We start from the raw sequence: 23,932 nt of genomic DNA, 5'->3' as shown, positions 1-23,932 counted from the left end.
TCAAAGGAAACGCTGACGTGCGCCTGATTATCACTTTTCTGATGGCCTGGTGCCTCAGTTGGGGGGCGTACGCCGCGACGGCCCCCGATAGCAAACAAATCACTCAGGAACTGGAGCAGGCAAAAGCGGCGAAACCCGCACAGCCGGAAGTCGTAGAGGCGCTCCAGTCTGCCTTAAATGCGCTTGAGGAACGAAAAGGTTCCCTTGAGCGCATCAAACAATATCAGCAAGTTATCGATAATTATCCGAAACTCTCCGCTACTCTGCGCGCACAATTAAACAACATGCGTGACGAGCCGCGCAGCGTGTCGCCGGGAATGTCTACCGACGCGCTGAATCAGGAAATTCTCCAGGTCAGCAGCCAGTTGCTGGATAAAAGCCGTCAGGCCCAGCAAGAGCAGGAGCGCGCCCGCGAGATTGCCGATTCGCTGAATCAACTGCCGCAACAGCAAACCGACGCCCGCCGTCAGTTAAATGAGATCGAGCGCCGCCTGGGAACGCTTACCGGCAATACTCCGCTCAATCAGGCACAAAATTTCGCGTTGCAGTCTGACTCTGCACGTCTTAAGGCGCTCGTTGATGAACTGGAGCTGGCGCAGCTGTCTGCCAATAACCGCCAGGAATTAGCGCGCTTACGCTCAGAGCTGGCGGAAAAAGAGAGCCAGCAACTGGATGCGTATTTGCAGGCCTTGCGTAATCAATTAAACAGCCAACGTCAGCTTGAGGCGGAGCGGGCGCTGGAAAGTACCGAATTGCTGGCAGAAAACAGCGCCGATTTGCCGAAAGATATCGTCGCGCAATTCAAAATTAACCGCGAACTATCGGCGGCTTTGAATCAACAGGCGCAGCGGATGGATCTCGTTGCCTCGCAACAGCGTCAGGCTGCCAGCCAGACGTTACAGGTCCGGCAGGCGTTGAATACGCTGCGTGAACAGTCGCAATGGCTGGGATCGTCCAATCTGCTCGGCGAAGCGCTGCGGGCGCAGGTGGCACGGCTGCCGGAAATGCCGAAACCACAACAGCTTGATACCGAAATGGCGCAGTTGCGTGTGCAACGGTTACGTTATGAGGATCTGCTTAATAAACAGCCGCTGCTACGGCAAATTCATCAGGCCGACGGTCAGCCGCTGACTGCCGAGCAAAACCGTATTCTGGAAGCACAACTGCGCACTCAGCGTGAGTTGCTGAACTCATTGTTGCAGGGTGGCGACACGCTACTATTGGAACTGACCAAGCTGAAAGTCTCCAACGGGCAACTGGAGGATGCGCTGAAAGAGGTGAACGAAGCAACGCACCGCTATCTGTTCTGGACCTCTGACGTGCGCCCGATGACCATCGCCTGGCCGCTGGAAATCGCCCAGGATCTGCGTCGTCTCATTTCGCTGGACACCTTCAGTCAGTTGGGCAAAGCCAGTGTGATGATGCTGACCAGCAAAGAGACAATTTTGCCGCTGTTTGGCGCGTTGATTCTGGTCGGTTGCAGTATTTACTCGCGCCGCTATTTCACCCGTTTTCTTGAACGTTCGGCGGCGAAAGTTGGCAAAGTGACTCAGGATCACTTCTGGCTGACGTTGCGCACTCTTTTCTGGTCGATTCTCGTCGCGTCACCGTTACCGGTGCTGTGGATGACGCTGGGTTACGGCTTGCGCGAGGCGTGGCCTTATCCGCTGGCGGTCGCGATTGGCGATGGTGTAACGGCCACCGTGCCGCTGCTGTGGGTAGTGATGATTTGCGCCACCTTTGCCCGCCCGAACGGCTTGTTTATCGCTCATTTTGGCTGGCCGCGCGAACGTGTTTCCCGTGGGATGCGCTACTACCTGATGAGCATCGGGCTTATTGTGCCGCTGATTATGGCGCTGATGATGTTCGATAACCTCGACGACCGTGAATTCTCCGGTTCGCTGGGACGGCTTTGCTTTATCCTCATTTGCGGTGCGCTGGCGGTGGTCACCCTCAGCCTGAAAAAGGCCGGGATTCCGCTGTATCTCAACAAAGAGGGCAGCGGCGACAACATTACCAACCATATGCTGTGGAACATGATGATTGGCGCGCCGTTGGTTGCCATTCTGGCGTCGGCGGTGGGTTATCTGGCAACGGCACAGGCGCTGTTAGCGAGGCTTGAAACCTCGGTTGCCATCTGGTTCCTGCTACTGGTGGTTTATCACGTTATCCGCCGCTGGATGCTGATCCAGCGCCGCAGGCTGGCGTTTGATCGGGCGAAGCATCGCCGGGCAGAGATGTTAGCGCAACGTGCGCGTGGCGAAGAGGAAGCGCATCATCACAGTAGCCCGGAAGGAGCAATTGAAGTCGATGAAAGCGAAGTCGATCTCGATGCCATCAGTGCGCAATCCTTGCGGCTGGTGCGCTCAATTTTGATGTTGATCGCCCTGCTTTCTGTCATTGTGCTGTGGTCAGAAATCCATTCCGCTTTCGGCTTCCTCGAAAATATTTCGCTGTGGGATGTCACCTCCACGGTACAGGGCGTAGAAAGTCTGGAGCCAATTACCCTCGGTGCGGTGCTGATTGCCATTCTGGTGTTTATCATCACCACGCAGCTGGTGCGCAACTTGCCCGCGCTGCTGGAACTGGCGATTTTGCAGCACCTGGATTTAACGCCGGGTACGGGTTACGCCATCACCACCATCACCAAATATCTGCTGATGCTGATTGGCGGGCTGGTCGGCTTCTCAATGATTGGTATTGAGTGGTCGAAATTGCAGTGGCTGGTTGCCGCGCTCGGTGTTGGTCTCGGTTTTGGTTTGCAGGAAATTTTCGCCAACTTTATCTCTGGTCTGATTATCCTGTTCGAAAAACCGATTCGCATTGGCGATACGGTGACAATTCGCGATCTCACCGGTAGCGTGACGAAAATTAACACCCGCGCCACCACCATCAGCGACTGGGACCGTAAAGAGATAATCGTGCCGAACAAGGCGTTTATTACCGAGCAGTTTATCAACTGGTCGCTCTCTGACTCGGTCACGCGCGTGGTGTTGACGATACCGGCCCCTGCCGATGCCAATAGCGAAGAAGTGACGGAAATCCTGCTCACCGCAGCGCGTCGCTGCTCGCTGGTGATCGACAACCCGGCACCGGAAGTCTTCCTGGTGGATCTGCAACAGGGGATTCAGATTTTCGAGCTGCGTATTTACGCCGCTGAGATGGGTCACCGTATGCCGCTACGCCATGAGATCCACCAGCTGATTCTGGCTGGCTTCCATGCCCACGGTATCGATATGCCATTCCCGCCCTTCCAGATGCGTCTGGAAAGCCTCAACGGTAAACAAACGGGGAGAACGCTGACGTCTGCGGGCAAAGGTCGTCAGGCGGGAAGTTTGTAAGTTTGTGTGCCGGATGAACCAATCCGGCTCACAAACAAAACTGATAGCGCAGAAAAAACTGCCACAGCCAGTAGCCGAAAATAGCCAGCGCGGTGGCGTACATAAACCAGCCGCGTTTTTTTCGCCACAAAGCGAACCAGAGAAAAGGGAAAAAGAGCGGTAACGTCATTATCACACCAACATCACGGGTATCGTCTTCTTCGAGATACATCAACACATCGCAGACGTTGTTAATCCCGCGTCCATCAATCATCCACTCTTTGTCCAGCGCGGAAGTGATGGTTATCCAGAGGAACGCCACAATAAACCAGATGCAGCATAAGACAAACATGCGCGCACTCATAAGGTAACCGGTCGCTTAATTTCGCTATAGCGCATACGAAACAAATCGCCGTATCCCACTAATTCCCCGCGAAAAACCAGACATCGGATAAGATAAGCGCAATAAATATCCGGCAGGTTTCCCCACCGTTTACCATCGCGATCTTTGAGGGTGTTAATGGTGCTACCCACCACCATCGCCACTTTACGGGTGTGGCAGGCATCGACAAAAGAGAGAATCGTCTGCTCTATTTCCGCTACATCCCCGGCAGAAAATTGCAGCGCCCTGATTTCATCTTCGGTTATTGCCGGGTCCCGGCTGGTGTCATCCATAACATTTCCTGTCTTTACGCCCTATCGTCAGGTAGACGATAGGGCATCGGGTTATTCCACCGCCCACTGCGGATTTTTTGCCACTCTGCTGCAATAGTTCTGGTAAATCGCCATCGCTAACAGCGAGAAGAAGACAGGGCCGCCAATCATCCACAATGTGCTGTCCCAGTCTCCGGCTTCAACCACAGGTTGAATGATGGTGAAGACGTTCGCAAATGTCACCACCAGTACGACAACCACTGTCGCAATCATTGCCGACAAATGCGTTTTGAAAATCACAAACGGTCTGTCGAGATCCTGACGTGCTTTAAAGAACGGGAAAGCCAGCGCGAGGAACAGGTAAGGAAGCGTCATAGACACGTTCGCCATCAGCGTCAGCTTGTTAAAGAACGCCGATGCGGTACCGCCACCAAACGAAACCAGCAGGATGAAGACAGTAACCAACCCGCACTGCATCCACATGGCGATAGACGGCATCCCCATCGCATTCAGGCGCGTCATCGGTTCCGGCCACAATGCTTTCGGCGTCCCCTGGATGATGGCTTTCAACGGTGAATAGCAAAGCGTAAAGAACGCACCGGTATAGGCGAGGAACATCGAAAGTCCGGTAATACGCGCAAACCATACGCCCAGCGACAATGACGCTTCAGGTGACAAATGCAGTGCGTTACCCAGCGTCACCCCGAGGCTCTTCATCAGCACATAGGTAATATTGCCGAGGTTAACGGAACCATTACTTAATACCTGCTGCCAGTTTGTGCTGACGCCCCATAAAAATATTGCCAGCGAATAACCGATTGAAATAACAATAGCGGCAAAAACAATACCTTTGGCAAAGTTCTTTTCTGGATTTTCCGTTTTATCGACCAGACCACCAACCGCTTCAATTCCGCCATAGGCAAAAATGGCAAATACCACAAACGATAGCATTGCCAGACCGGACTGATAACCCGGGTTCGGTGATGCAAGGAAATTAATATCCTGCGCGAAATGCCCACCATTTAATAACAAAATAGTAATGCTTACTAACAGCAATACTAAATTCAGACACATTACTGCAATACCGCCCACCGCAGTAATGCGGGCAATTTTATTAATCCCCTTAGAAGCAACGACGGTGACCAGAATCATCCATGCCACTGCCAGCAGACCAACCACCTGCGTAGGCTCCAGTCCGGCAATACGCCAGTGCTGGGTCATGTCGCTACCATAGAGGAATGTTGAGAACGGTACCCAAACTTTCGCGGAGGTACTCACCATCCAGATGATATAAGAGGAAAACCACATAAACGTACCAATGAAGGCAAAACGTGGTCCGACACTATTATTCATCCAGGAATAGATACCACCTTCTTCTTTGCGATAAGCAGCTCCCATTTCAGCCATCATTAAGGCGAATGGAATAAAGAATAACAATGCAGAAAATATATAAAAGGGAATCGCACTATAACCCATTAAGTAATAAGCCGATGGGCTATTGGCAAAACCAAATACGGAAGTAAAGATCATCAATATGAGTCCTATCAGACTCATTTTTTTTATCGTGTGAGGCATGAAACCATCCTTCATTTCAGCGCGTGTATAACACGTGCCCACTGAACTGCACTGCGCAACATTGAGCAGGCAGCGTAAAAACCAATACAGAATTGATACCTGGATGATATCAAATATCCAGTCTTAAATTGTGGCCTTTAGCGGAAAAATGAAAACATATGCTACAGAATGGCGCTTATTACGCCATTCTTCGCTGTTAATTCAGTAATTTTTCAGAATTATGCCCGGTCAACGCTAAAGGCGATGACTTCAGCCAGTGTCTCCGCGCCCAGCGCCAACATCACCAGACGATCAACACCTAATGCCACGCCGGAACAGTCAGGCATACCGACTTTCAAGGCGTCAATCAGATTCTGGTCAATGGGGTGCTGCGGCAAACCGCGCGCCGCGCGCTTACGGTTATCTTGTTCAAAGCGTTGTTGCTGCTCACGGGCATCCGTCAATTCATGGAAACCATTCGCCAGCTCAATACCTTTATAATAAACCTCAAAGCGTTCAGCGACCCGATGATCTTCGGTACTGATTTGCGCCAGTGATGCCTGGCTGGCTGGAAAGTGGTACACAAAGGTCGGTTTTTCTTTACCAATATTTGGCTCTACGCCAAAGGTAAACAGCAATTGTAGCAACGTGTCGCGGTCTTCTTCGGTATCAGCAACATTGCTCAAATCCAGTTTCGCTGCCACTTCCCGCAGTTGCGTTTTGTCGGCAGAGAGTGGGTCAATTTCCAGATAACGCAAGAAAGCTTGTTGATAAGAAAGGCTTTCTGCTGCAGGGCAGTCCAGCACCTGTTGTAAGAGATCGTCCACCTCGTTCATCAACCGGTACATATCATAGTGCGGTCGATACCACTCCAGCATAGTGAACTCAGGGTTGTGATAACGCCCCATCTCTTCATTACGGAAACTGCGGCACAGCTGGAATACCGGCCCACAACCGGCAACCAGCAGGCGTTTCATATGGTATTCCGGGCTGGTCATTAACCAGAGATTCATCCCCTGCGAATGCCCGGGGCCAACGAAACGTGTCTCAAACGGGACCAAATGAATATCGGTTACCGTCGCCTGGCTCATACAAGGCGTCTCCACCTCCAGCACTCCACGATCGGCAAAGAAACGACGGATCTCCGCCATAATCGCCGCGCGTTTTAATAAGTTAGGAATGGATGCGCTCGGCTGCCAGGATGCCGTTTCGCTCATAGTTAAATCTCCAGTTTTTGACAAGGGCACGAAGTCTACTCGCAACGCGACGGCGAGACAAATTTTACGCAGGAATCAAACAACGGTGGGCAGTGACTAAAAAAAGCACGATCTGATGGTTTAGTAATTAAATTAATCATCTTCAGTGATAATTTAGCCCTCTTGCGCACTAAAAAAATCGATCTCGTCAAATTTCAGACTTATCCATCAGACTATACTGTTGTACCTATAAAGGAGCAGTGGAATAGCGTTCGCAGACCGTAACTTTCAGGCACTTACCCTGAAGTACGGGGCTGTGGGATAAAAACAATCTGGAGGAATGTCGTGCAAACCTTTCAAGCCGATCTTGCCATTGTAGGCGCCGGTGGCGCGGGATTACGTGCTGCAATTGCTGCCGCGCAGGCAAATCCAAATGCAAAAATCGCACTAATCTCAAAAGTATACCCGATGCGTAGCCATACCGTTGCTGCAGAAGGGGGCTCCGCCGCTGTCGCGCAGGATCATGACAGCTTCGAATATCACTTTCACGATACAGTAGCGGGTGGCGACTGGTTGTGTGAGCAGGATGTCGTGGATTATTTCGTCCACCACTGCCCAACCGAAATGACCCAACTGGAACTGTGGGGGTGCCCATGGAGCCGTCGCCCGGATGGTAGCGTCAACGTACGTCGCTTCGGCGGCATGAAAATCGAGCGTACCTGGTTCGCCGCCGATAAGACCGGCTTCCATATGCTGCACACGCTGTTCCAGACCTCTCTGCAATTCCCGCAGATCCAGCGTTTTGACGAACATTTCGTGCTGGATATTCTGGTTGATGATGGTCATGTTCGCGGCCTGGTAGCAATGAACATGATGGAAGGCACGCTGGTGCAGATCCGTGCTAACGCGGTCGTTATGGCTACCGGCGGTGCGGGTCGCGTTTATCGTTACAACACCAACGGCGGCATCGTTACCGGTGACGGTATGGGTATGGCGCTAAGCCACGGCGTTCCGCTGCGTGACATGGAATTCGTTCAGTATCACCCAACCGGTCTGCCAGGTTCCGGTATCCTGATGACCGAAGGCTGCCGTGGTGAAGGCGGTATTCTGGTCAACAAAAATGGCTACCGTTATCTGCAAGATTACGGCATGGGCCCGGAAACTCCGCTGGGCGAGCCGAAAAACAAATATATGGAACTGGGTCCACGCGACAAAGTTTCTCAGGCCTTCTGGCACGAATGGCGTAAAGGCAACACCATCTCCACGCCGCGTGGTGATGTGGTTTATCTCGACCTGCGTCACCTCGGCGAGAAAAAACTGCATGAACGTCTGCCGTTCATCTGCGAACTGGCGAAAGCGTACGTTGGCGTCGATCCGGTTAAAGAACCGATTCCGGTACGACCGACCGCACACTACACCATGGGCGGTATCGAAACCGATCAGAACTGTGAAACCCGCATTAAAGGTCTGTTCGCCGTGGGTGAATGTTCCTCTGTTGGTCTGCACGGTGCAAACCGTCTGGGCTCCAACTCCCTGGCGGAACTGGTGGTCTTCGGCCGTCTGGCCGGTGAACAAGCGACAGAGCGTGCAGCAACTGCCGGTAATGGCAACGAAGCGGCAATTGAAGCGCAGGCAGCTGGCGTTGAACAACGTCTGAAAGATCTGGTTAACCAGGATGGCGGCGAAAACTGGGCGAAGATCCGCGACGAAATGGGCCTGGCAATGGAAGAAGGTTGCGGTATCTACCGTACGCCGGAACTGATGCAGAAAACCATCGACAAGCTGGCAGAGCTGCAGGAACGCTTCAAGCGCGTGCGCATCACCGACACTTCCAGCGTGTTCAACACCGACCTGCTCTACACCATTGAACTGGGCCACGGTCTGAACGTTGCTGAATGTATGGCGCACTCCGCAATGGCACGTAAAGAGTCCCGCGGCGCACACCAGCGTCTGGACGAAGGTTGCACCGAGCGTGACGACGTCAACTTCCTCAAACACACCCTCGCCTTCCGCGATGCTGATGGCACGACTCGCCTGGAGTACAGCGACGTGAAGATTACTACGCTGCCGCCAGCTAAACGCGTTTACGGTGGCGAAGCGGATGCAGCCGATAAGGCGGAAGCAGCCAATAAGAAGGAGAAGGCGAATGGCTGAGATGAAAAACCTGAAAATTGAGGTGGTGCGCTATAACCCGGAAGTCGATACCGCACCGCATAGCGCATTCTATGAAGTGCCTTATGACGCAACTACCTCATTACTGGATGCGCTGGGCTACATCAAAGACAACCTGGCACCGGACCTGAGCTACCGCTGGTCCTGCCGTATGGCGATTTGTGGTTCCTGCGGCATGATGGTTAACAACGTGCCAAAACTGGCATGTAAAACCTTCCTGCGTGATTACACCGACGGTATGAAGGTTGAAGCGTTAGCTAACTTCCCGATTGAACGCGATCTGGTGGTCGATATGACCCACTTCATCGAAAGTCTGGAAGCGATCAAACCGTACATCATCGGCAACTCCCGCACCGCGGATCAGGGTACTAACATCCAGACCCCGGCGCAGATGGCGAAGTATCACCAGTTCTCCGGTTGCATCAACTGTGGTCTGTGCTACGCCGCGTGCCCGCAGTTTGGCCTGAACCCAGAGTTCATCGGTCCGGCTGCCATTACGCTGGCGCATCGTTATAACGAAGATAGCCGCGACCACGGTAAGAAGGAGCGTATGGCGCAGTTGAACAGCCAGAACGGCGTATGGAGCTGTACTTTCGTGGGCTATTGCTCCGAAGTCTGCCCGAAACACGTCGATCCGGCTGCGGCCATTCAGCAGGGCAAAGTAGAAAGTTCGAAAGACTTTCTTATCGCGACCCTGAAACCACGCTAAGGAGTGCAACATGACGACTAAACGTAAACCGTATGTACGGCCAATGACGTCCACCTGGTGGAAAAAATTGCCGTTTTATCGCTTTTACATGCTGCGCGAAGGCACGGCGGTTCCGGCTGTGTGGTTCAGCATTGAACTGATTTTCGGGCTGTTTGCCCTGAAAAATGGCCCGGAAGCCTGGGCGGGATTCGTCGACTTTTTACAAAACCCGGTTATTGTGATCATTAACCTGATCACTCTGGCGGCAGCTCTGCTGCACACCAAAACCTGGTTTGAACTGGCACCGAAAGCGGCCAATATCATTGTAAAAGACGAAAAAATGGGTCCAGAGCCAATTATCAAAAGTCTCTGGGCGGTAACTGTGGTTGCCACCATCGTAATCCTGTTTGTTGCCCTGTACTGGTAAGGAGCCTGAGATGATCAATCCAAATCCAAAGCGTTCTGACGAACCGGTATTCTGGGGCCTCTTCGGGGCCGGTGGTATGTGGAGCGCAATTATTGCGCCGGTGATGATCCTGCTGGTGGGTATTCTGCTGCCGCTGGGGCTGTTTCCGGGTGATGCACTGAGCTACGAGCGCGTTCTGGCGTTCGCGCAGAGCTTCATTGGTCGCGTATTCCTGTTCCTGATGATCGTTCTGCCGCTGTGGTGTGGTTTACACCGTATGCACCACGCGATGCACGATCTGAAAATCCACGTACCTGCGGGCAAATGGGTTTTCTACGGTCTGGCTGCTATCCTGACAGTTGTCACGCTGATTGGTGTCGTTACAATCTAACGCATCGCCAATGTAAATCCGGCCCGCCTATGGCGGGCCGTTTTGTATGGAAACCAGACCCTATGTTCAAAACGACGCTCTGCGCCTTATTAATTACCGCCTCTTGCTCCACATTTGCTGCCCCCCAAAAAATCAACGATATTGTGCATCGCACAATTACCCCGCTTATAGAGCAACAAAAGATCCCCGGTATGGCGGTGGCGGTAATTTATCAGGGTAAACCTTATTACTTTACCTGGGGCTATGCGGACATCGCCAAAAAGCAGCCCGTCACACAGCAAACGTTGTTTGAGTTAGGTTCGGTCAGCAAAACATTTACGGGCGTGCTTGGTGGCGACGCTATTGCTCGAGGGGAAATCAAGTTAAGCGATCCCGCAACAAAATACTGGCCTGAACTTACCGCTAAACAGTGGAACGGGATCACACTATTACATCTCGCAACCTACACCGCTGGCGGCCTGCCATTGCAGGTGCCGGATGAGGTGAAATCCTCAAGCGACTTGCTGCGCTTCTATCAAAACTGGCAGCCTGCATGGGCTCCAGGAACACAACGTCTGTATGCCAACTCCAGTATCGGTTTGTTCGGCGCACTGGCTGTGAAGCCGTCTGGTTTGAGTTTTGAGCAGGCGATGCAAACACGTGTCTTCCAGCCACTCAAACTCAACCATACGTGGATTAATGTACCGCCCGCAGAAGAAAAGAATTACGCCTGGGGATATCGCGAAGGCAAGGCAGTTCATGTTTCGCCAGGGGCGTTAGATGCTGAAACTTATGGTGTGAAGTCGACCATTGAAGATATGGCCTGCTGGGTACGAAGCAATATGAATCCCCGTGATATCAACGACAAAACACTTCAGCAAGGGATACAACTGGCACAATCTCGCTACTGGCAAACCGGCGATATGTATCAGGGCCTGGGCTGGGAAATGCTGGACTGGCCGGTAAATCCTGACAGCATCATTAACGGCAGTGGCAATAAAATTGCACTGGCAGCACGCCCCGTAAAAGCGATTACGCCCCCAACTCCTGCAGTACGCGCATCATGGGTACATAAAACAGGGGCAACCGGCGGATTTGGTAGCTATGTCGCGTTTATTCCAGAAAAAGAGCTGGGTATAGTGATGCTGGCTAACAAAAACTATCCCAATCCAGCGAGAGTCACCGCCGCCTGGCAGATTCTCAACGCTCTACAGTAAAATTTCATCGGGTCCGAATTTTCGGACCTTTTCTGCGCTTTTCCTTGCTGTCATCTACACTTAGAAAAAAACCAGTAAGGAAACATTTATGCGCCTGCTCCCTCTCGTTGCCGCAGCGACAGCTGCATTTCTGGTCGTTGCCTGCAGTTCTCCTACGCCGCCGCGTGGCGTGACAGTAGTGAATAATTTCGACGCTAAACGCTATCTCGGTACCTGGTATGAGATTGCCCGTTTTGATCACCGTTTTGAACGTGGACTGGAAAAAGTCACCGCAACATACAGTCTGCGTGATGACGGCGGCCTGAATGTCATTAATAAAGGCTATAACCCTGACAGAGGAATGTGGCAACAGAGTGAAGGGAAAGCGTACTTTACCGGCGCACCAACTCGCGCTGCGCTGAAAGTGTCATTCTTTGGTCCTTTCTATGGCGGTTATAACGTCATTGCACTTGATCGGGAATACCGCCATGCGCTGGTTTGCGGCCCGGACCGCGACTACCTGTGGATACTCTCCCGCACGCCAACCATTTCTGACGAAGTGAAACAGGAGATGCTGGCAGTCGCGACCCGGGAAGGGTTTGATGTCAGTAAGTTTATTTGGGTACAGCAGCCCGGTAGTTATTGAGTGCTGAGTTTCAGACCAATAATCCCCAATACGATTAACGCCAGACTCGCCAGGCGCATCGGGTTAGCGGACTCACCGAGCAGTACAATGCCGGTGATGGCCGCGCCGACTGCGCCAATACCCGTCCACACGGCATAAGCCGTCCCTACTGGTAACGATTTCATCGCCCAGGCAAGTAGCGCCATACTGACAATCATCGCCGTCACAGTAATAACACTCGGCGTCAAACGACTAAAGCCGTGGGTATATTTCAGGCCAACGGCCCATACCACTTCCAGCAGACCAGCAATAACTAAGATAATCCAGGACATATCAGGCTCCGGAGAATTGGGGCCGTCCCCGGTGAAAAGAGGCGTTTGCAGGTCGTCCTGCAAAGCTGATGGTTGAACGGATATTTTGCCAGGTGGCAGGGGAATTTCAACTATTACCTTTATGACTATCACAGAAAAAACAAACGGCACGACACAGCTGTCGTACCGTTATTGCTTATTGCTGCGCTTTCGTTGCTGCGCCAGAAATCGCGTTACCGCCATCAGAAATGTCTTCACCAACGCCACGCGTGGTGTTGCAGGCAGTTAATACTGTTGAAAGCACCAGAACAGAAAAGATCGCTGCAATTGTCTTCTTCACCATAACGTCTTCCTTTTAGGTAATGTTATTTATGTTTGCCTATAGCAAATTAATAATAGACAACATCACCAAAAATGATGGAAATCTGATGATTTTTCGGAAGAGAAGAAAAATTAGCTGGCAGCGCGGGAGATGGAGTTGCCGAGATGTTTGATGTCTTCGCCGAAACCGCGAGCGGTGTTACAGCCCGTGAGCAGCGTGCTGGCAAGCAAAACAAGAACGATAAGGCGTTTCATCATCTCTGACCTGAATAAGTGATGGTGCAGCCTGCAGGCCGCACCACAACCGCATTACTTAACGCGAGAGACGTATTCACCAGAGCGGGTATCCACTTTGATGACTTCGCCGATTTGTACAAACAGCGGAACTTTAACCACAGCGCCAGTAGACAGGGTAGCCGGTTTGCCGCCAGTACCTGCGGTATCACCTTTCAGGCCCGGATCGGTATCAACGATTTCCAGTTCAACGAAGTTCGGCGGAGTAACGGAGATCGGCTGACCATTCCACAGAGTTACGATACACTCTGCCTGATCCAGCAACCATTTAGCGTTATCGCCAATTGCTTTTGCATCAGCAGACAGCTGCTCGAAAGTTTCGTTGTTCATGAAGTGCCAGAACTCACCGTCGTTGTACAGGTAAGTCAGGTTCATATCGACAACATCAGCGCCTTCAGCGGAATCAGTAGATTTGAAGGTTTTTTCTACGCGAGTACCGGTCAGCAGACGACGCAGTTTAACGCGAGCAAATGCCTGGCCTTTACCCGGTTTTACGAATTCACTCGCTTCAACCGCGTAAGGTTCGCCGTCTAACATGATTTTAAGACCAGCACGAAAATCGTTGCTATAGTACGTTGCCATAAGGCCCTCTGAAATTTGTTAATTGGTAGCTAAGCCACAAAATGGCGCATATTGTAACCCTAAATACCCCATCCAGAGAAGATTGGTTAACGCAACTTGCCGATGTTGTGACCGATCCTGATGAACTTCTGCGTCTTTTGAATATAGACGCGGACGAAAAACTGTTGGCCGGACGCAGCGCCAAAAAGCTGTTTGCCCTGCGTGTGCCCCGCTCATTTATCGATCGTATGGAGAAAGGCAATCCGGACGATCCTCTTTTGCGTCAGGTACTTACCTCGCAAGATGAGTTTGTCGTCGCGCCCGGATTCTCCACCGACCCGCTGGAAGAACAGCACAGCGTAGTGCCTGGTTTGTTGCATAAATACCACAACCGGGCGCTTTTGCTGGTCAAAGGCGGCTGCGCGGTAAATTGCCGTTATTGCTTCCGTCGCCATTTCCCCTATGCCGAAAATCAGGGCAACAAGCGTAACTGGCAAACTGCACTTGAGTATGTTGCTGCACATCCGGAACTGGACGAGATGATTTTCTCCGGCGGCGATCCGCTGATGGCGAAAGATCACGAGCTGGACTGGTTGCTCACGCAACTGGAAGCCATCCCGCATATCAAACGTCTGCGGATTCACAGCCGTCTGCCGATTGTGATCCCGGCACGCGTCACTGATGCGCTGGTTGAACGCTTTTCACATACTACGCTGCAAATCTTGCTGGTGAATCACATCAACCATGCCAATGAGGTAGATGAAACATTCCGTCAGGCAATGGCTAAGTTGCGCCGGGTAGGCGTTACTTTGCTGAACCAGAGTGTTCTGTTACGTGGCGTGAACGATAACGCGCAAACACTGGCAAACCTGAGTAATGCGTTGTTCGATGCCGGCGTGATGCCGTATTACCTGCATGTGCTCGATAAAGTACAGGGCGCGGCGCATTTTATGGTGAGTGATGACGAAGCACGGCAGATTATGCGTGAGTTGCTGACACTGGTGTCGGGATATCTGGTGCCGAAACTGGCGCGTGAAATTGGTGGCGAACCCAGCAAAACGCCGTTGGATCTCCAGCTACGCCAGCAGTAACTGATTAAACAGGGAAGTTAAACATTAAAATTGCCTGATGCGCTACGCTTATCAGGCCTACATCGTGCATTGAAATTGAATGGATTTGCAATGAACTGTAGGCCGGATAAGGCGTTTACGCCGCATCCGGCAAGAGCAACAAACGCAAGTACAGCAACCTGTCATTAAACTGAGAAATTTAATCTTTGCACGTTGCATAACCTTTAATTATTCATATGCATTGCTGTTGTTACTTTTTATATAGCTAACACCAATAATTAACCTTTCTTTTCTGTTTATATAGAGTGAGCACGGCTATTTATGTTATTTTAACAACTATTACTACCAAGCCCATTTATCTGGCTTATAAATTAAAATTAATTATTTAATTGAGAAATGGTTAGGGAGAACCTACATGGCCATAAGCATCAAGGGTGTTAATACCGGTGTTATTCGCAAGAGTAATAATTTCATTGCACTGGCGCTGAAAATTAAAGAACCTCGCAATAAAGAATCGTTGTTCTTTATGTCTGTCATGGAACTGCGCGACCTGCTGATTGCGCTGGAAAGTCGTCTGCATCAAAAGCATAAACTGGATGCTGCTGCACGCCTTCAGTATGAGCAAGCTCGCGATAAAGTCATTAAGAAAATGGCAGAAAACATCCCAGAAATTCTGGTTGATGAGCTTAAAAATGCCGATATTAATCGTCGGGTTAACACGCTGGAACTTACCGATAATCAAGGCGAAAATCTTACCTTCGTATTAACGCTACATGACGGTAGCAAATGTGAGTTAGTCGTCAATGAGTTGCAGATTGAAATGCTGGCGCGAGCAATCATTTATGCAATTAATAATGCGGAAATGCGTGAACTGGCATTACGTATTACCTCACTGTTAGATTTCCTGCCGTTATATGACGTTGACTGCCAGGAAAATGGCAATCTGGAATATGACACCTATTCCCAACCGGAATGGAAACATAACTTGTTCGACCATTATCTGGCGGTGCTTTACCGCTTTAAAGATGAAAGTGGCAAAGAACAATTTAGCGGCGCAGTGGTGAAAACGCGTGAAGCAACGCCGGGTAAAGAAATAGAGGCGATCACTCGCCGAATGCTTGATTTCAGCCCACGACTGAAAAAACTCGCGGGTGTGCCATGTCAGGTCTATGTTCGCACCGTAGCGGCGAATAACGCCCAACCGCTAACCCAGGATCAATGCTTACGCGCGCTGCATCACTTACGTGTTCAATCCACCAGCAAAACTGCACCACAGGCGAAATAATCTCATCTTTGCTAATGCGAGGCTGGAGCCATCCAGCCTGAAATGACTGATAACGTGATCGTTGGTCATGCCGGATGCGGCGTAAACGCCTTATCTGGCCTACAAATTCTCAAGCATTCAATCAGTTGCAATGCCTGCTGTAGGCCTGATAAGCGAAGCGCATCAGGCAATAATACGTTTGTCACCCAGCCTCTGGATCACATCAGTTCGGGCACTTATAAACCTGACCGATAATCTGGCTATCCGTCGGGACAAAACTGGACAACATTCCCTGCGACGGGCTGCTGATGCCATAAATCACGTTACCGCCCATTGCAGCCGCCTGGTTGCGCAGATCGTTTGCTGCGCCGCGCATAGAACCGCCCTCTTCTCCGTGTTGCCCGGAAAGCCAGTTGCTTTGCTTACCTGTCGCAGTACCAATCAGCTGGCACTCTGCGCCTGGCTGCTCGTCCACAATGCGTACACTCTGACCGGCAGCACTCAATTCGTTGCTGGAGCTACAACCCGCCATCAGTAGCGCGGCACCGACAATCCCTGCTAAGTATTTTACGTGCATGTTATTCCCCATAATCAATGAGCTGGACGCCACTCGCGTCGTCCGTGTCTGAATCTTATACTAGAAAGATGACCAAAAGAAAAACCCCCAGACATTTCTGCCCGGGGGTTTGTTTATTTCTGCGAGGTGCAGGGCAATTACATCATGCCGCCCATGCCACCCATGCCGCCCATACCGCCAGCAGCGCCTAAGTCAGCTGCATCATTTTTCGGCAGGTCGGTAACCATGCACTCGGTGGTGATCATCAGGCCAGCCACAGAAGCCGCGTACTGCAGAGCAGAACGGGTTACTTTGGTTGGGTCCAGGATACCCATGTCGATCATGTTGCCGTATTCTTCGGTTGCTGCGTTGTAACCGTAGTTGCCGTCGCCGCCTTTAACGGTGTTAGCAACAACAGACGGTTCTTCGCCGCAGTTCAGGACGATCTGACGCAGCGGAGCTTCCATTGCACGCAGTGCAACTTTGATACCCACGTTCTGGTCTTCGTTCTGACCACGCAGGTCAGCCAGTTTAGACGCTACGCGGATCAGCGCAACACCACCACCAGCAACCACGCCTTCTTCTACCGCAGCACGGGTCGCGTGCAGGGCGTCTTCAACGCGTGCTTTTTTCTCTTTCATTTCAACTTCGGTAGCAGCACCTACTTTGATAACTGCAACGCCGCCTGCCAGTTTCGCTACGCGTTCCTGCAGTTTTTCACGGTCGTAGTCAGAAGTTGCTTCTTCAATCTGCTGACGGATCTGAGCAACACGGCCCTGGATTGCAGCTTCTTCACCCACGCCATCGATGATAGTGGTGGTGTCTTTGTTGATCACAACACGTTTAGCCTGACCCAGGTCTTCCAGGGTTGCTTTTTCCAGTTCCATACCGATCTCTTCAGAGATCACGGTACCGCCAGTCAGGGTTGCGATATCCTGCAGCATAGCTTTACGACGATCGCCGAAGCCCGGAGCTTTAACTGCAGCAACTTTCACGATGCCACGCATGGTGTTAACAACCAGAGTTGCCAGCGCTTCGCCTTCTACATCTTCAGCGATGATCAGCAGCGGTTTGCCTGCTTTGGCAACGGCTTCCAGAACCGGCAGCATTTCGCGGATGTTGGAGATTTTCTTGTCAGCCAGCAGGATGAACGGGCTTTCCAGTTCTACTGCGCCAGTTTCCGGCTTGTTGATGAAGTAAGGAGACAGGTAGCCACGGTCGAACTGCATACCTTCAACCACGTCCAGTTCGTCCTGCAGACCGGTACCGTCTTCAACGGTGATAACGCCTTCTTTACCGACTTTGTCCATCGCTTCTGCGATCAGTTTACCTACGGTTTCGTCGGAGTTAGCGGAGATGGTACCAACCTGAGCAATCGCTTTAGAATCAGAGCACGGTACGGACAGCGCTTTCAGTTCTTCAACTGCAGCGGTAACCGCTTTGTCGATACCACGTTTCAGGTCCATCGGGTTCATGCCCGCAGCAACAGCTTTCAGACCTTCAGTGATGATAGCCTGAGCCAGTACGGTTGCAGTGGTGGTACCGTCGCCTGCAGCGTCGTTCGCTTTGGAGGCAACTTCTTTCACCATCTGCGCACCCATATTTTCGAACTTGTCTTCCAGTTCGATTTCACGAGCAACGGAAACACCATCTTTGGTGATGGTCGGTGCACCGAAAGATTTATCCAGAACTACGTTACGGCCTTTCGGACCGAGGGTAACTTTCACTGCATCTGCCAGTACGTTTACGCCGCGCAGCATTTTCACACGAGCGTCGTTACCGAATTTTACGTCTTTAGCTGCCATTATCTTTATTCCTTAAATTCGTATGTTCAGTGTCGTGCGCGGATTACGCTTCAACAATTGCCAGAATGTCGCTTTCGGACATGATCAACACTTCTTCATTGTCGATCTTCTCAGATTTCACACCGTAGCCATCGTTGAAAATAACGATGTCGCCAACTTTCACATCCAGCGGCTTCACTTCGCCATTTTCAAGGATACGGCCATTGCCGACAGCCAGCACTTCGCCACGGGTGGATTTAGCCGCTGCAGAGCCGGTCAGAACGATGCCGCCAGCAGATTTAGTTTCAACTTCTTTACGCTTGACGATCACGCGATCATGCAATGGACGAATATTCATTGATAACTCTCCTTTGAGAAAGTCCGTATCTGTTATGGGTGACGCCGGAGCTTACGTGGTTTCCCGGCTGGTGACCAGAGAAATGGGGATGAGGCTTCGCCCCTTCAAGGGGGAAAAAGAAAAAAAATTCTGATCAGCACAAAATCGGGTGAAAACCCTGATTCACCTCACATTTCATCGCAATTTCTTCATCACCGTCATAAGCGAATCTGATTGTGCTACCATCGAAAATCTACGCAGTTGCCCAAAATTTGGGCGCAATCGGACATCAACCCATGAGTGGACTCAAACAAGAACTGGGGCTGGCCCAGGGCATTGGCCTGCTATCGACGTCATTATTAGGCACTGGCGTGTTTGCCGTTCCTGCGTTAGCTGCGCTGGTAGCAGGCAATAACAGCCTGTGGGCGTGGCCCGTTTTGATTATCTTAGTGTTCCCGATTGCGATTGTGTTTGCGATTCTGGGTCGCCACTATCCCAGCGCAGGCGGTGTCGCGCACTTCGTCGGTATGGCTTTTGGTTCGCGGCTTGAGCGAGTCACCGGCTGGTTGTTTTTATCGGTCATTCCCGTGGGTTTGCCTGCCGCGCTACAAATTGCTGCCGGATTCGGCCAGGCAATGTTTGGCTGGCATAGCTGGCAACTGTTGTTGGCAGAACTCGGTACGCTGGCGTTGGTGTGGTATATCGGTACTCGCGGTGCCAGTTCCAGTGCAAATCTACAAACCGTTATTGCCGGACTTATCGTCGCGCTGATTGTCGCTATCTGGTGGGCGGGCGATATCAAACCTGCGAGTATCCCCTTCCCTGCGCCAGGAAATATCGAACTTACCGGGTTATTTGCTGCGTTATCAGTGATGTTCTGGTGTTTTGTCGGTCTGGAAGCATTTGCCCATCTTGCCTCGGAATTTAAAAATCCAGAGCGTGATTTTCCTCGTGCTTTGATGATTGGTCTGCTGCTGGCAGGATTAGTCTACTGGGGCTGTACGGTAGTTGTCTTACACTTCGACGCCTATGGTGAACAAATGGCCGCGGCAGCATCGCTTCCAAAAATTGTAGTGCAACTGTTCGGTGTAGGAGCGTTATGGATTGCCTGCGTAATTGGCTATCTGGCCTGCTTTGCCAGTCTCAACATTTATATACAGAGCTTCGCCCGCCTGGTCTGGTCGCAGGCGCAACATAATCCTGACCACTACCTGGCACGCCTCTCTTCTCGCCATATCCCGAATAATGCCCTCAATGCGGTGCTCGGCTGCTGCGTGGTGAGCACGTTGGTGATTCATGCTTTAGAGATCAATCTGGACGCTCTTATTATTTATGCCAATGGCATCTTTATTATGATTTATCTGTTATGCATGCTGGCAGGCTGTAAATTATTGCAAGGACGTTATCGACTACTGGCGGTGGTTGGCGGGCTGTTATGCGTTCTGTTACTGGCAATGGTCGGCTGGAAAAGTCTCTATGCGCTGATCATGCTGGCGGGGTTATGGCTGTTTCTGCCAAAACGAAAAACGCCGGAAAATGGCATAACCACATAATCCGGCGTTTCGACATTAATCCTGGCGATCGTCTTTATGATCAAGGCGGTCGCGCTCATCATCCTTTCGCTGGTACTCACCATCAAAAGTATTACCGCCACCGGTCCCGGCGCTAAAACCGCCGCCTGGCATACGAGAAAAGCGCAAATGCGGCATCAACTTCACTGTCAGATGCTTTTGCACCGGCGGTAATAAAAGCAGAAGACCGAGGAAGTCGGTGAAAAAGCCCGGTAATAAAAGCAGCAAACCGGCAATGATCAGCGAAACACTTTTAATCATCTCCGCCGCTGGGTTTTCACCCGCCGCCATTTTTTGCTGCATCAGCACGAAATTCTTAAAGCCCTGGTTACGTACCAGTGACATCCCGATAACTGACGTGAATATAACCAGCACGAGGGTCAGCAATACCCCCAATACATGGGCAACCTGAATAAAGATTGAAATCTCAATATAGACATAAAGGAAAATGGCAATAAAAGGTAACCAGCGCAAAGGTTTCTCCTGTAATAGCAGCCGGTAAAACCCGGCTACCTGAATGGGTTGCGAATCGCGTTCAGCTTATATTGTGGTCATTAGCAAAATTTCAAGATGTTTGCGCAACTATTTTTGGTAGTAATCCCAAAGCGGTGATCTATTTCACAAATTAATAATTAAGGGGTAAAAACCGACACTTAAAGTGATCCAGATTACGGTAGAAATCCTCAAGCAGCATATGATCTCGGGTATTCGGTCGATGCAGGGGATAATCGTCGGTCGAAAAACATTCGAAACCACATATATTCTGTGTGTTTAAAGCAAATCATTGGCAGCTTGAAAAAGAAGGTTCACATGTCAAACAACATTCGTATCGAAGAAGATCTGTTGGGTACCAGGGAAGTTCCAGCTGATGCCTACTATGGTGTTCACACTCTGAGAGCGATTGAAAACTTCTATATCAGCAACAACAAAATCAGTGATATTCCTGAATTTGTTCGCGGTATGGTAATGGTTAAAAAAGCCGCAGCTATGGCAAACAAAGAGCTGCAAACCATTCCTAAAAGTGTAGCGAATGCCATCATTGCCGCATGTGATGAAGTCCTGAACAACGGAAAATGCATGGATCAGTTCCCGGTAGACGTCTACCAGGGCGGCGCAGGTACTTCCGTAAACATGAACACCAACGAAGTGCTGGCCAATATCGGTCTGGAACTGATGGGTCACCAGAAAGGTGAATATCAGTACCTGAACCCGAACGACCATGTTAACAAATGTCAGTCCACTAACGACGCCTACCCGACCGGTTTCCGTATCGCAGTTTACTCTTCCCTGATTAAGCTGGTAGATGCGATTAACCAACTGCGTGAAGGCTTTGAACGTAAAGCTGTCGAATTCCAGGACATCCTGAAAATGGGTCGTACCCAGCTGCAGGACGCAGTACCGATGACCCTCGGTCAGGAATTCCGCGCTTTCAGCATCCTGCTGAAAGAGGAAGTGAAAAACATCCAACGTACCGCTGAACTGCTGCTGGAAGTTAACCTTGGCGCAACAGCAATCGGTACTGGTCTGAACACGCCGAAAGAGTACTCTCCGCTGGCAGTGAAAAAACTGGCTGAAGTCACTGGCTTCCCATGCGTACCGGCTGAAGACCTGATCGAAGCGACCTCTGACTGCGGCGCTTATGTTATGGTTCACGGCGCGCTGAAACGCCTGGCTGTGAAGATGTCCAAAATCTGTAACGACCTGCGCTTGCTCTCTTCTGGCCCACGTGCCGGCCTGAACGAGATCAACCTGCCGGAACTGCAGGCGGGCTCTTCCATCATGCCAGCTAAAGTAAACCCGGTTGTTCCGGAAGTGGTTAACCAGGTATGCTTCAAAGTCATCGGTAACGACACCACTGTTACCATGGCAGCAGAAGCAGGTCAGCTGCAGTTGAACGTTATGGAGCCGGTCATTGGCCAGGCTATGTTCGAATCCGTTCACATTCTGACCAACGCTTGCTACAACCTGCTGGAAAAATGCATTAACGGCATCACTGCTAACAAAGAAGTGTGCGAAGGTTACGTTTACAACTCTATCGGTATCGTTACTTACCTGAACCCGTTCATCGGTCACCACAACGGTGACATCGTGGGTAAAATCTGTGCCGAAACCGGTAAGAGTGTACGTGAAGTCGTTCTGGAACGCGGTCTGTTGACTGAAGCGGAACTTGACGATATTTTCTCCGTACAGAATCTGATGCACCCGGCTTACAAAGCAAAACGCTATACTGATGAAAGCGAACAGTAATCGTACAGGGTAGTACAAATAAAGAAGGCACGTCAGATGACGTGCCTTTTTTCTTGTGAGCAGTAACTTAAAAATAACAACCTAATATCAACTTGTTAAAAAACAAGGAAGGCTAATATGCTAGTTGTAGAACTCATCATAGTTTTGCTGGCGATCTTCTTGGGCGCCAGATTGGGGGGAATAGGTATTGGTTTTGCAGGCGGATTGGGGGTGCTGGTTCTTGCCGCTATTGGCGTTAAACCCGGTAACATCCCGTTCGATGTCATTTCCATTATCATGGCGGTTATCGCCGCTATTTCTGCCATGCAGGTTGCTGGCGGTCTGGACTATCTGGTTCATCAGACAGAAAAGCTGCTGCGCCGTAACCCGAAATACATCACGATCCTCGCACCGATCGTGACCTATTTCCTGACTATCTTTGCTGGTACTGGCAACATCTCTCTGGCGACACTGCCAGTTATCGCTGAAGTTGCGAAGGAACAAGGCGTCAAACCTTGCCGTCCGCTGTCTACTGCAGTGGTATCCGCGCAGATTGCGATCACCGCATCGCCAATCTCAGCGGCAGTGGTTTACATGTCTTCCGTGATGGAAGGTCATGGCATCAGCTACCTCCATCTGCTCTCCGTGGTCATCCCGTCCACCCTGCTGGCGGTTCTGGTGATGTCCTTTCTGGTCACTATGCTGTTCAACTCCAAACTCTCTGACGATCCGATTTATCGCAAGCGTCTGGAAGAGGGCCTGGTTGAACTGCGCGGTGAAAAGCAGATTGAAATCAAATCCGGTGCAAAAACGTCCGTCTGGCTGTTCCTGCTGGGCGTAGTTGGCGTGGTTATCTATGCAATCATCAACAGCCCAAGCATGGGTCTGGTTGAAAAACCGCTGATGAACACCACCAACGCAATCCTGATCATCATGCTCAGCGTTGCAACTCTGACCACCGTTATCTGTAAAGTCGATACCGACAATATCCTCAACTCCAGCACCTTCAAAGCAGGTATGAGCGCCTGTATTTGTATCCTGGGTGTTGCGTGGCTGGGCGATACTTTCGTTTCCAACAACATCGACTGGATCAAAGATACCGCTGGTGAAGTGATTCAGGGTCATCCGTGGCTGCTGGCCGTCATCTTCTTCTTTGCTTCTGCTCTGCTGTACTCTCAGGCTGCAACCGCAAAAGCACTGATGCCGATGGCTCTGGCACTGAACGTTTCTCCGCTGACCGCTGTTGCTTCTTTCGCTGCGGTGTCTGGTCTGTTCATTCTGCCGACCTACCCGACGCTGGTTGCTGCGGTACAGATGGATGACACGGGTACTACCCGTATCGGTAAATTCGTCTTCAACCATCCGTTCTTCATCCCGGGTACTCTGGGTGTTGCCCTGGCCGTTTGCTTCGGCTTCGTGCTGGGTAGCTTCATGCTGTAATGACCAATCGCGGGGC

General features: G+C 51.0%; 24 protein-coding genes. 12 read left to right on the top strand and 12 right to left on the bottom strand.

The features are described 5' to 3' along the window. The first annotated feature begins 17 nt into the window (after positions 1 to 17). Positions 18 to 3,341, top strand: coding sequence for a miniconductance mechanosensitive channel MscM (mscM, locus tag K0778_RS06405; RefSeq protein ID WP_001236847.1), 3,324 nt, complete (start codon positions 18 to 20; stop codon positions 3,339 to 3,341). Positions 3,342 to 3,369: 28 nt separating this feature from the next. Here the strand turns inward: mscM and K0778_RS06400 are convergent, their stop codons facing one another. From K0778_RS06400 to epmA, 4 genes are all read right to left on the bottom strand, one after another. Next, the gene (locus K0778_RS06400) at positions 3,370 to 3,684 is read right to left on the bottom strand and encodes a YjeO family protein (protein WP_001276180.1); all 315 of its coding nucleotides are present in this window, start codon (positions 3,682 to 3,684) and stop codon (positions 3,370 to 3,372) included. Then, positions 3,681 to 3,995, bottom strand: a complete 315-nt coding sequence (gene yjeN / locus K0778_RS06395; protein ID WP_000342867.1) for a protein YjeN — start codon at positions 3,993 to 3,995, stop codon at positions 3,681 to 3,683. Before yjeN ends, K0778_RS06400 begins: the two co-directional genes overlap by 4 nt. Positions 3,996 to 4,046: 51 nt before the next feature. After that, positions 4,047 to 5,549 carry a glutamate/gamma-aminobutyrate family transporter YjeM gene (yjeM, locus tag K0778_RS06390; RefSeq protein WP_001399652.1) on the bottom strand — a complete coding sequence of 501 codons (1,503 nt, stop codon included), beginning with the start codon at positions 5,547 to 5,549 and terminating at the stop codon, positions 4,047 to 4,049. A 218-nt stretch (positions 5,550 to 5,767) separates the two neighbouring features. Further along, complete coding sequence (epmA, locus tag K0778_RS06385) at positions 5,768 to 6,745, bottom strand: elongation factor P--(R)-beta-lysine ligase (protein WP_000004770.1); 978 nt, start codon at positions 6,743 to 6,745, stop codon at positions 5,768 to 5,770. A gap of 324 nt (positions 6,746 to 7,069) precedes the next feature. Between epmA and frdA the strand changes: the two genes are divergently transcribed. The 6 genes from frdA (at position 7,070) to blc (ending at position 12,202) form a co-directional block, all read left to right on the top strand. Then, positions 7,070 to 8,878 (top strand): fumarate reductase (quinol) flavoprotein subunit, encoded by a 1,809-nt coding sequence (frdA, locus tag K0778_RS06380; protein ID WP_001192973.1) that lies wholly within the window; start codon positions 7,070 to 7,072, stop codon positions 8,876 to 8,878. Continuing rightward, entirely contained in the window at positions 8,871 to 9,605 is a 735-nt protein-coding gene (frdB, locus tag K0778_RS06375) for a fumarate reductase iron-sulfur protein (RefSeq protein WP_000829498.1), read from the top strand. Before frdA ends, frdB begins: the two co-directional genes overlap by 8 nt. A gap of 10 nt (positions 9,606 to 9,615) precedes the next feature. After that, the gene (gene frdC / locus K0778_RS06370) at positions 9,616 to 10,011 is read left to right on the top strand and encodes a fumarate reductase subunit FrdC (protein ID WP_000208757.1); all 396 of its coding nucleotides are present in this window, start codon (positions 9,616 to 9,618) and stop codon (positions 10,009 to 10,011) included. Positions 10,012 to 10,021: 10 nt separating this feature from the next. After that, a complete protein-coding gene (frdD, locus tag K0778_RS06365) occupies positions 10,022 to 10,381 on the top strand; it encodes a fumarate reductase subunit FrdD (protein ID WP_000609663.1) in 360 nt (119 codons plus the stop codon). A 62-nt stretch (positions 10,382 to 10,443) separates the two neighbouring features. Continuing rightward, positions 10,444 to 11,577 (top strand): BlaEC family class C beta-lactamase, encoded by a 1,134-nt coding sequence (locus tag K0778_RS06360; RefSeq protein ID WP_001300820.1) that lies wholly within the window; start codon positions 10,444 to 10,446, stop codon positions 11,575 to 11,577. A gap of 88 nt (positions 11,578 to 11,665) precedes the next feature. Beyond that, positions 11,666 to 12,202: a lipocalin Blc gene (gene blc / locus K0778_RS06355; RefSeq protein WP_001238379.1), complete on the top strand. Its 537-nt coding sequence runs from the start codon at positions 11,666 to 11,668 to the stop codon at positions 12,200 to 12,202. Here blc and sugE read toward each other — a convergent pair. The 4 genes from sugE to efp all read right to left on the bottom strand — a co-directional run bounded on the left by sugE (position 12,196) and on the right by efp (position 13,689). Further along, entirely contained in the window at positions 12,196 to 12,513 is a 318-nt protein-coding gene (gene sugE, locus K0778_RS06350; protein WP_000118483.1) for a quaternary ammonium compound efflux SMR transporter SugE, read from the bottom strand. The genes blc and sugE overlap by 7 nt on opposite strands. A gap of 175 nt (positions 12,514 to 12,688) precedes the next feature. Continuing rightward, complete coding sequence (gene ecnB / locus K0778_RS06345; RefSeq protein ID WP_000239596.1) at positions 12,689 to 12,835, bottom strand: lipoprotein toxin entericidin B; 147 nt, start codon at positions 12,833 to 12,835, stop codon at positions 12,689 to 12,691. Positions 12,836 to 12,945: 110 nt separating this feature from the next. Further along, a complete protein-coding gene (ecnA, locus tag K0778_RS06340) occupies positions 12,946 to 13,071 on the bottom strand; it encodes a lipoprotein antitoxin entericidin A (RefSeq protein ID WP_000977757.1) in 126 nt (41 codons plus the stop codon). 51 nt (positions 13,072 to 13,122) lie between these two features. Then, positions 13,123 to 13,689 carry an elongation factor P gene (efp, locus tag K0778_RS06335; protein ID WP_000257278.1) on the bottom strand — a complete coding sequence of 189 codons (567 nt, stop codon included), beginning with the start codon at positions 13,687 to 13,689 and terminating at the stop codon, positions 13,123 to 13,125. A 41-nt stretch (positions 13,690 to 13,730) separates the two neighbouring features. Between efp and epmB the strand changes: the two genes are divergently transcribed. Continuing rightward, the gene (gene epmB, locus K0778_RS06330; protein WP_000940522.1) at positions 13,731 to 14,759 is read left to right on the top strand and encodes an EF-P beta-lysylation protein EpmB; all 1,029 of its coding nucleotides are present in this window, start codon (positions 13,731 to 13,733) and stop codon (positions 14,757 to 14,759) included. A 394-nt stretch (positions 14,760 to 15,153) separates the two neighbouring features. After that, complete coding sequence (locus K0778_RS06325; protein WP_063084810.1) at positions 15,154 to 16,023, top strand: YjeJ family protein; 870 nt, start codon at positions 15,154 to 15,156, stop codon at positions 16,021 to 16,023. Positions 16,024 to 16,225: 202 nt separating this feature from the next. Here the strand turns inward: K0778_RS06325 and K0778_RS06320 are convergent, their stop codons facing one another. The 3 genes from K0778_RS06320 to K0778_RS06310 form a co-directional block, all read right to left on the bottom strand. Beyond that, positions 16,226 to 16,579: a DUF4156 domain-containing protein gene (locus K0778_RS06320; protein ID WP_000558209.1), complete on the bottom strand. Its 354-nt coding sequence runs from the start codon at positions 16,577 to 16,579 to the stop codon at positions 16,226 to 16,228. A gap of 137 nt (positions 16,580 to 16,716) precedes the next feature. Then, positions 16,717 to 18,363: a chaperonin GroEL gene (gene groL, locus K0778_RS06315; protein ID WP_000729117.1), complete on the bottom strand. Its 1,647-nt coding sequence runs from the start codon at positions 18,361 to 18,363 to the stop codon at positions 16,717 to 16,719. A 43-nt stretch (positions 18,364 to 18,406) separates the two neighbouring features. After that, positions 18,407 to 18,700, bottom strand: coding sequence for a co-chaperone GroES (locus tag K0778_RS06310; protein ID WP_001026276.1), 294 nt, complete (start codon positions 18,698 to 18,700; stop codon positions 18,407 to 18,409). Positions 18,701 to 18,975: 275 nt separating this feature from the next. On the opposite strand from K0778_RS06310, the gene yjeH reads away from it, so the two are divergent. Continuing rightward, complete coding sequence (gene yjeH, locus K0778_RS06305; RefSeq protein ID WP_000015852.1) at positions 18,976 to 20,232, top strand: L-methionine/branched-chain amino acid transporter; 1,257 nt, start codon at positions 18,976 to 18,978, stop codon at positions 20,230 to 20,232. A 15-nt stretch (positions 20,233 to 20,247) separates the two neighbouring features. Here the strand turns inward: yjeH and K0778_RS06300 are convergent, their stop codons facing one another. Beyond that, entirely contained in the window at positions 20,248 to 20,724 is a 477-nt protein-coding gene (locus K0778_RS06300) for an FxsA family protein (RefSeq protein ID WP_001267448.1), read from the bottom strand. A gap of 336 nt (positions 20,725 to 21,060) precedes the next feature. On the opposite strand from K0778_RS06300, the gene aspA reads away from it, so the two are divergent. Together aspA and dcuA are read left to right on the top strand one after the other, a co-directional pair. Next, positions 21,061 to 22,497, top strand: coding sequence for an aspartate ammonia-lyase (gene aspA / locus K0778_RS06295; RefSeq protein ID WP_000069437.1), 1,437 nt, complete (start codon positions 21,061 to 21,063; stop codon positions 22,495 to 22,497). A gap of 117 nt (positions 22,498 to 22,614) precedes the next feature. Then, positions 22,615 to 23,916 (top strand): anaerobic C4-dicarboxylate transporter DcuA, encoded by a 1,302-nt coding sequence (gene dcuA / locus K0778_RS06290; protein WP_000961959.1) that lies wholly within the window; start codon positions 22,615 to 22,617, stop codon positions 23,914 to 23,916. Positions 23,917 to 23,932: the final 16 nt, after the last annotated feature.

Origin of the sequence: Escherichia sp. XD33, from assembly GCF_019375075.1 — a bacterium.
GTDB lineage: Bacteria > Pseudomonadota > Gammaproteobacteria > Enterobacterales > Enterobacteriaceae > Enterobacter > Enterobacter flexneri_A.
Note: the sequence above shows the minus strand (reverse complement) of the source record. Positions and strands in the feature narration are given on the sequence as shown.

Bases quoted from the DNA above. Each gene is read 5' to 3' on its own strand.
- K0778_RS06400 (WP_001276180.1), bottom strand. From the start codon at position 3,684: ATGAGTGCGCGCATGTTTGTCTTATGCTGCATCTGGTTTATTGTGGCG.
- yjeN (WP_000342867.1), bottom strand. From the start codon at position 3,995: ATGGATGACACCAGCCGGGACCCGGCAATAACCGAAGATGAAATCAGG.
- yjeM (WP_001399652.1), bottom strand. From the start codon at position 5,549: ATGCCTCACACGATAAAAAAAATGAGTCTGATAGGACTCATATTGATG.
- epmA (WP_000004770.1), bottom strand. From the start codon at position 6,745: ATGAGCGAAACGGCATCCTGGCAGCCGAGCGCATCCATTCCTAACTTA.
- frdB (WP_000829498.1), top strand. From the start codon at position 8,871: ATGGCTGAGATGAAAAACCTGAAAATTGAGGTGGTGCGCTATAACCCG.
- frdC (WP_000208757.1), top strand. From the start codon at position 9,616: ATGACGACTAAACGTAAACCGTATGTACGGCCAATGACGTCCACCTGG.
- frdD (WP_000609663.1), top strand. From the start codon at position 10,022: ATGATCAATCCAAATCCAAAGCGTTCTGACGAACCGGTATTCTGGGGC.
- K0778_RS06360 (WP_001300820.1), top strand. From the start codon at position 10,444: ATGTTCAAAACGACGCTCTGCGCCTTATTAATTACCGCCTCTTGCTCC.
- blc (WP_001238379.1), top strand. From the start codon at position 11,666: ATGCGCCTGCTCCCTCTCGTTGCCGCAGCGACAGCTGCATTTCTGGTC.
- sugE (WP_000118483.1), bottom strand. From the start codon at position 12,513: ATGTCCTGGATTATCTTAGTTATTGCTGGTCTGCTGGAAGTGGTATGG.
- ecnB (WP_000239596.1), bottom strand. From the start codon at position 12,835: ATGGTGAAGAAGACAATTGCAGCGATCTTTTCTGTTCTGGTGCTTTCA.
- ecnA (WP_000977757.1), bottom strand. From the start codon at position 13,071: ATGATGAAACGCCTTATCGTTCTTGTTTTGCTTGCCAGCACGCTGCTC.
- efp (WP_000257278.1), bottom strand. From the start codon at position 13,689: ATGGCAACGTACTATAGCAACGATTTTCGTGCTGGTCTTAAAATCATG.
- epmB (WP_000940522.1), top strand. From the start codon at position 13,731: ATGGCGCATATTGTAACCCTAAATACCCCATCCAGAGAAGATTGGTTA.
- K0778_RS06325 (WP_063084810.1), top strand. From the start codon at position 15,154: ATGGCCATAAGCATCAAGGGTGTTAATACCGGTGTTATTCGCAAGAGT.
- K0778_RS06320 (WP_000558209.1), bottom strand. From the start codon at position 16,579: ATGCACGTAAAATACTTAGCAGGGATTGTCGGTGCCGCGCTACTGATG.
- groL (WP_000729117.1), bottom strand. From the start codon at position 18,363: ATGGCAGCTAAAGACGTAAAATTCGGTAACGACGCTCGTGTGAAAATG.
- K0778_RS06310 (WP_001026276.1), bottom strand. From the start codon at position 18,700: ATGAATATTCGTCCATTGCATGATCGCGTGATCGTCAAGCGTAAAGAA.
- yjeH (WP_000015852.1), top strand. From the start codon at position 18,976: ATGAGTGGACTCAAACAAGAACTGGGGCTGGCCCAGGGCATTGGCCTG.
- aspA (WP_000069437.1), top strand. From the start codon at position 21,061: ATGTCAAACAACATTCGTATCGAAGAAGATCTGTTGGGTACCAGGGAA.
- dcuA (WP_000961959.1), top strand. From the start codon at position 22,615: ATGCTAGTTGTAGAACTCATCATAGTTTTGCTGGCGATCTTCTTGGGC.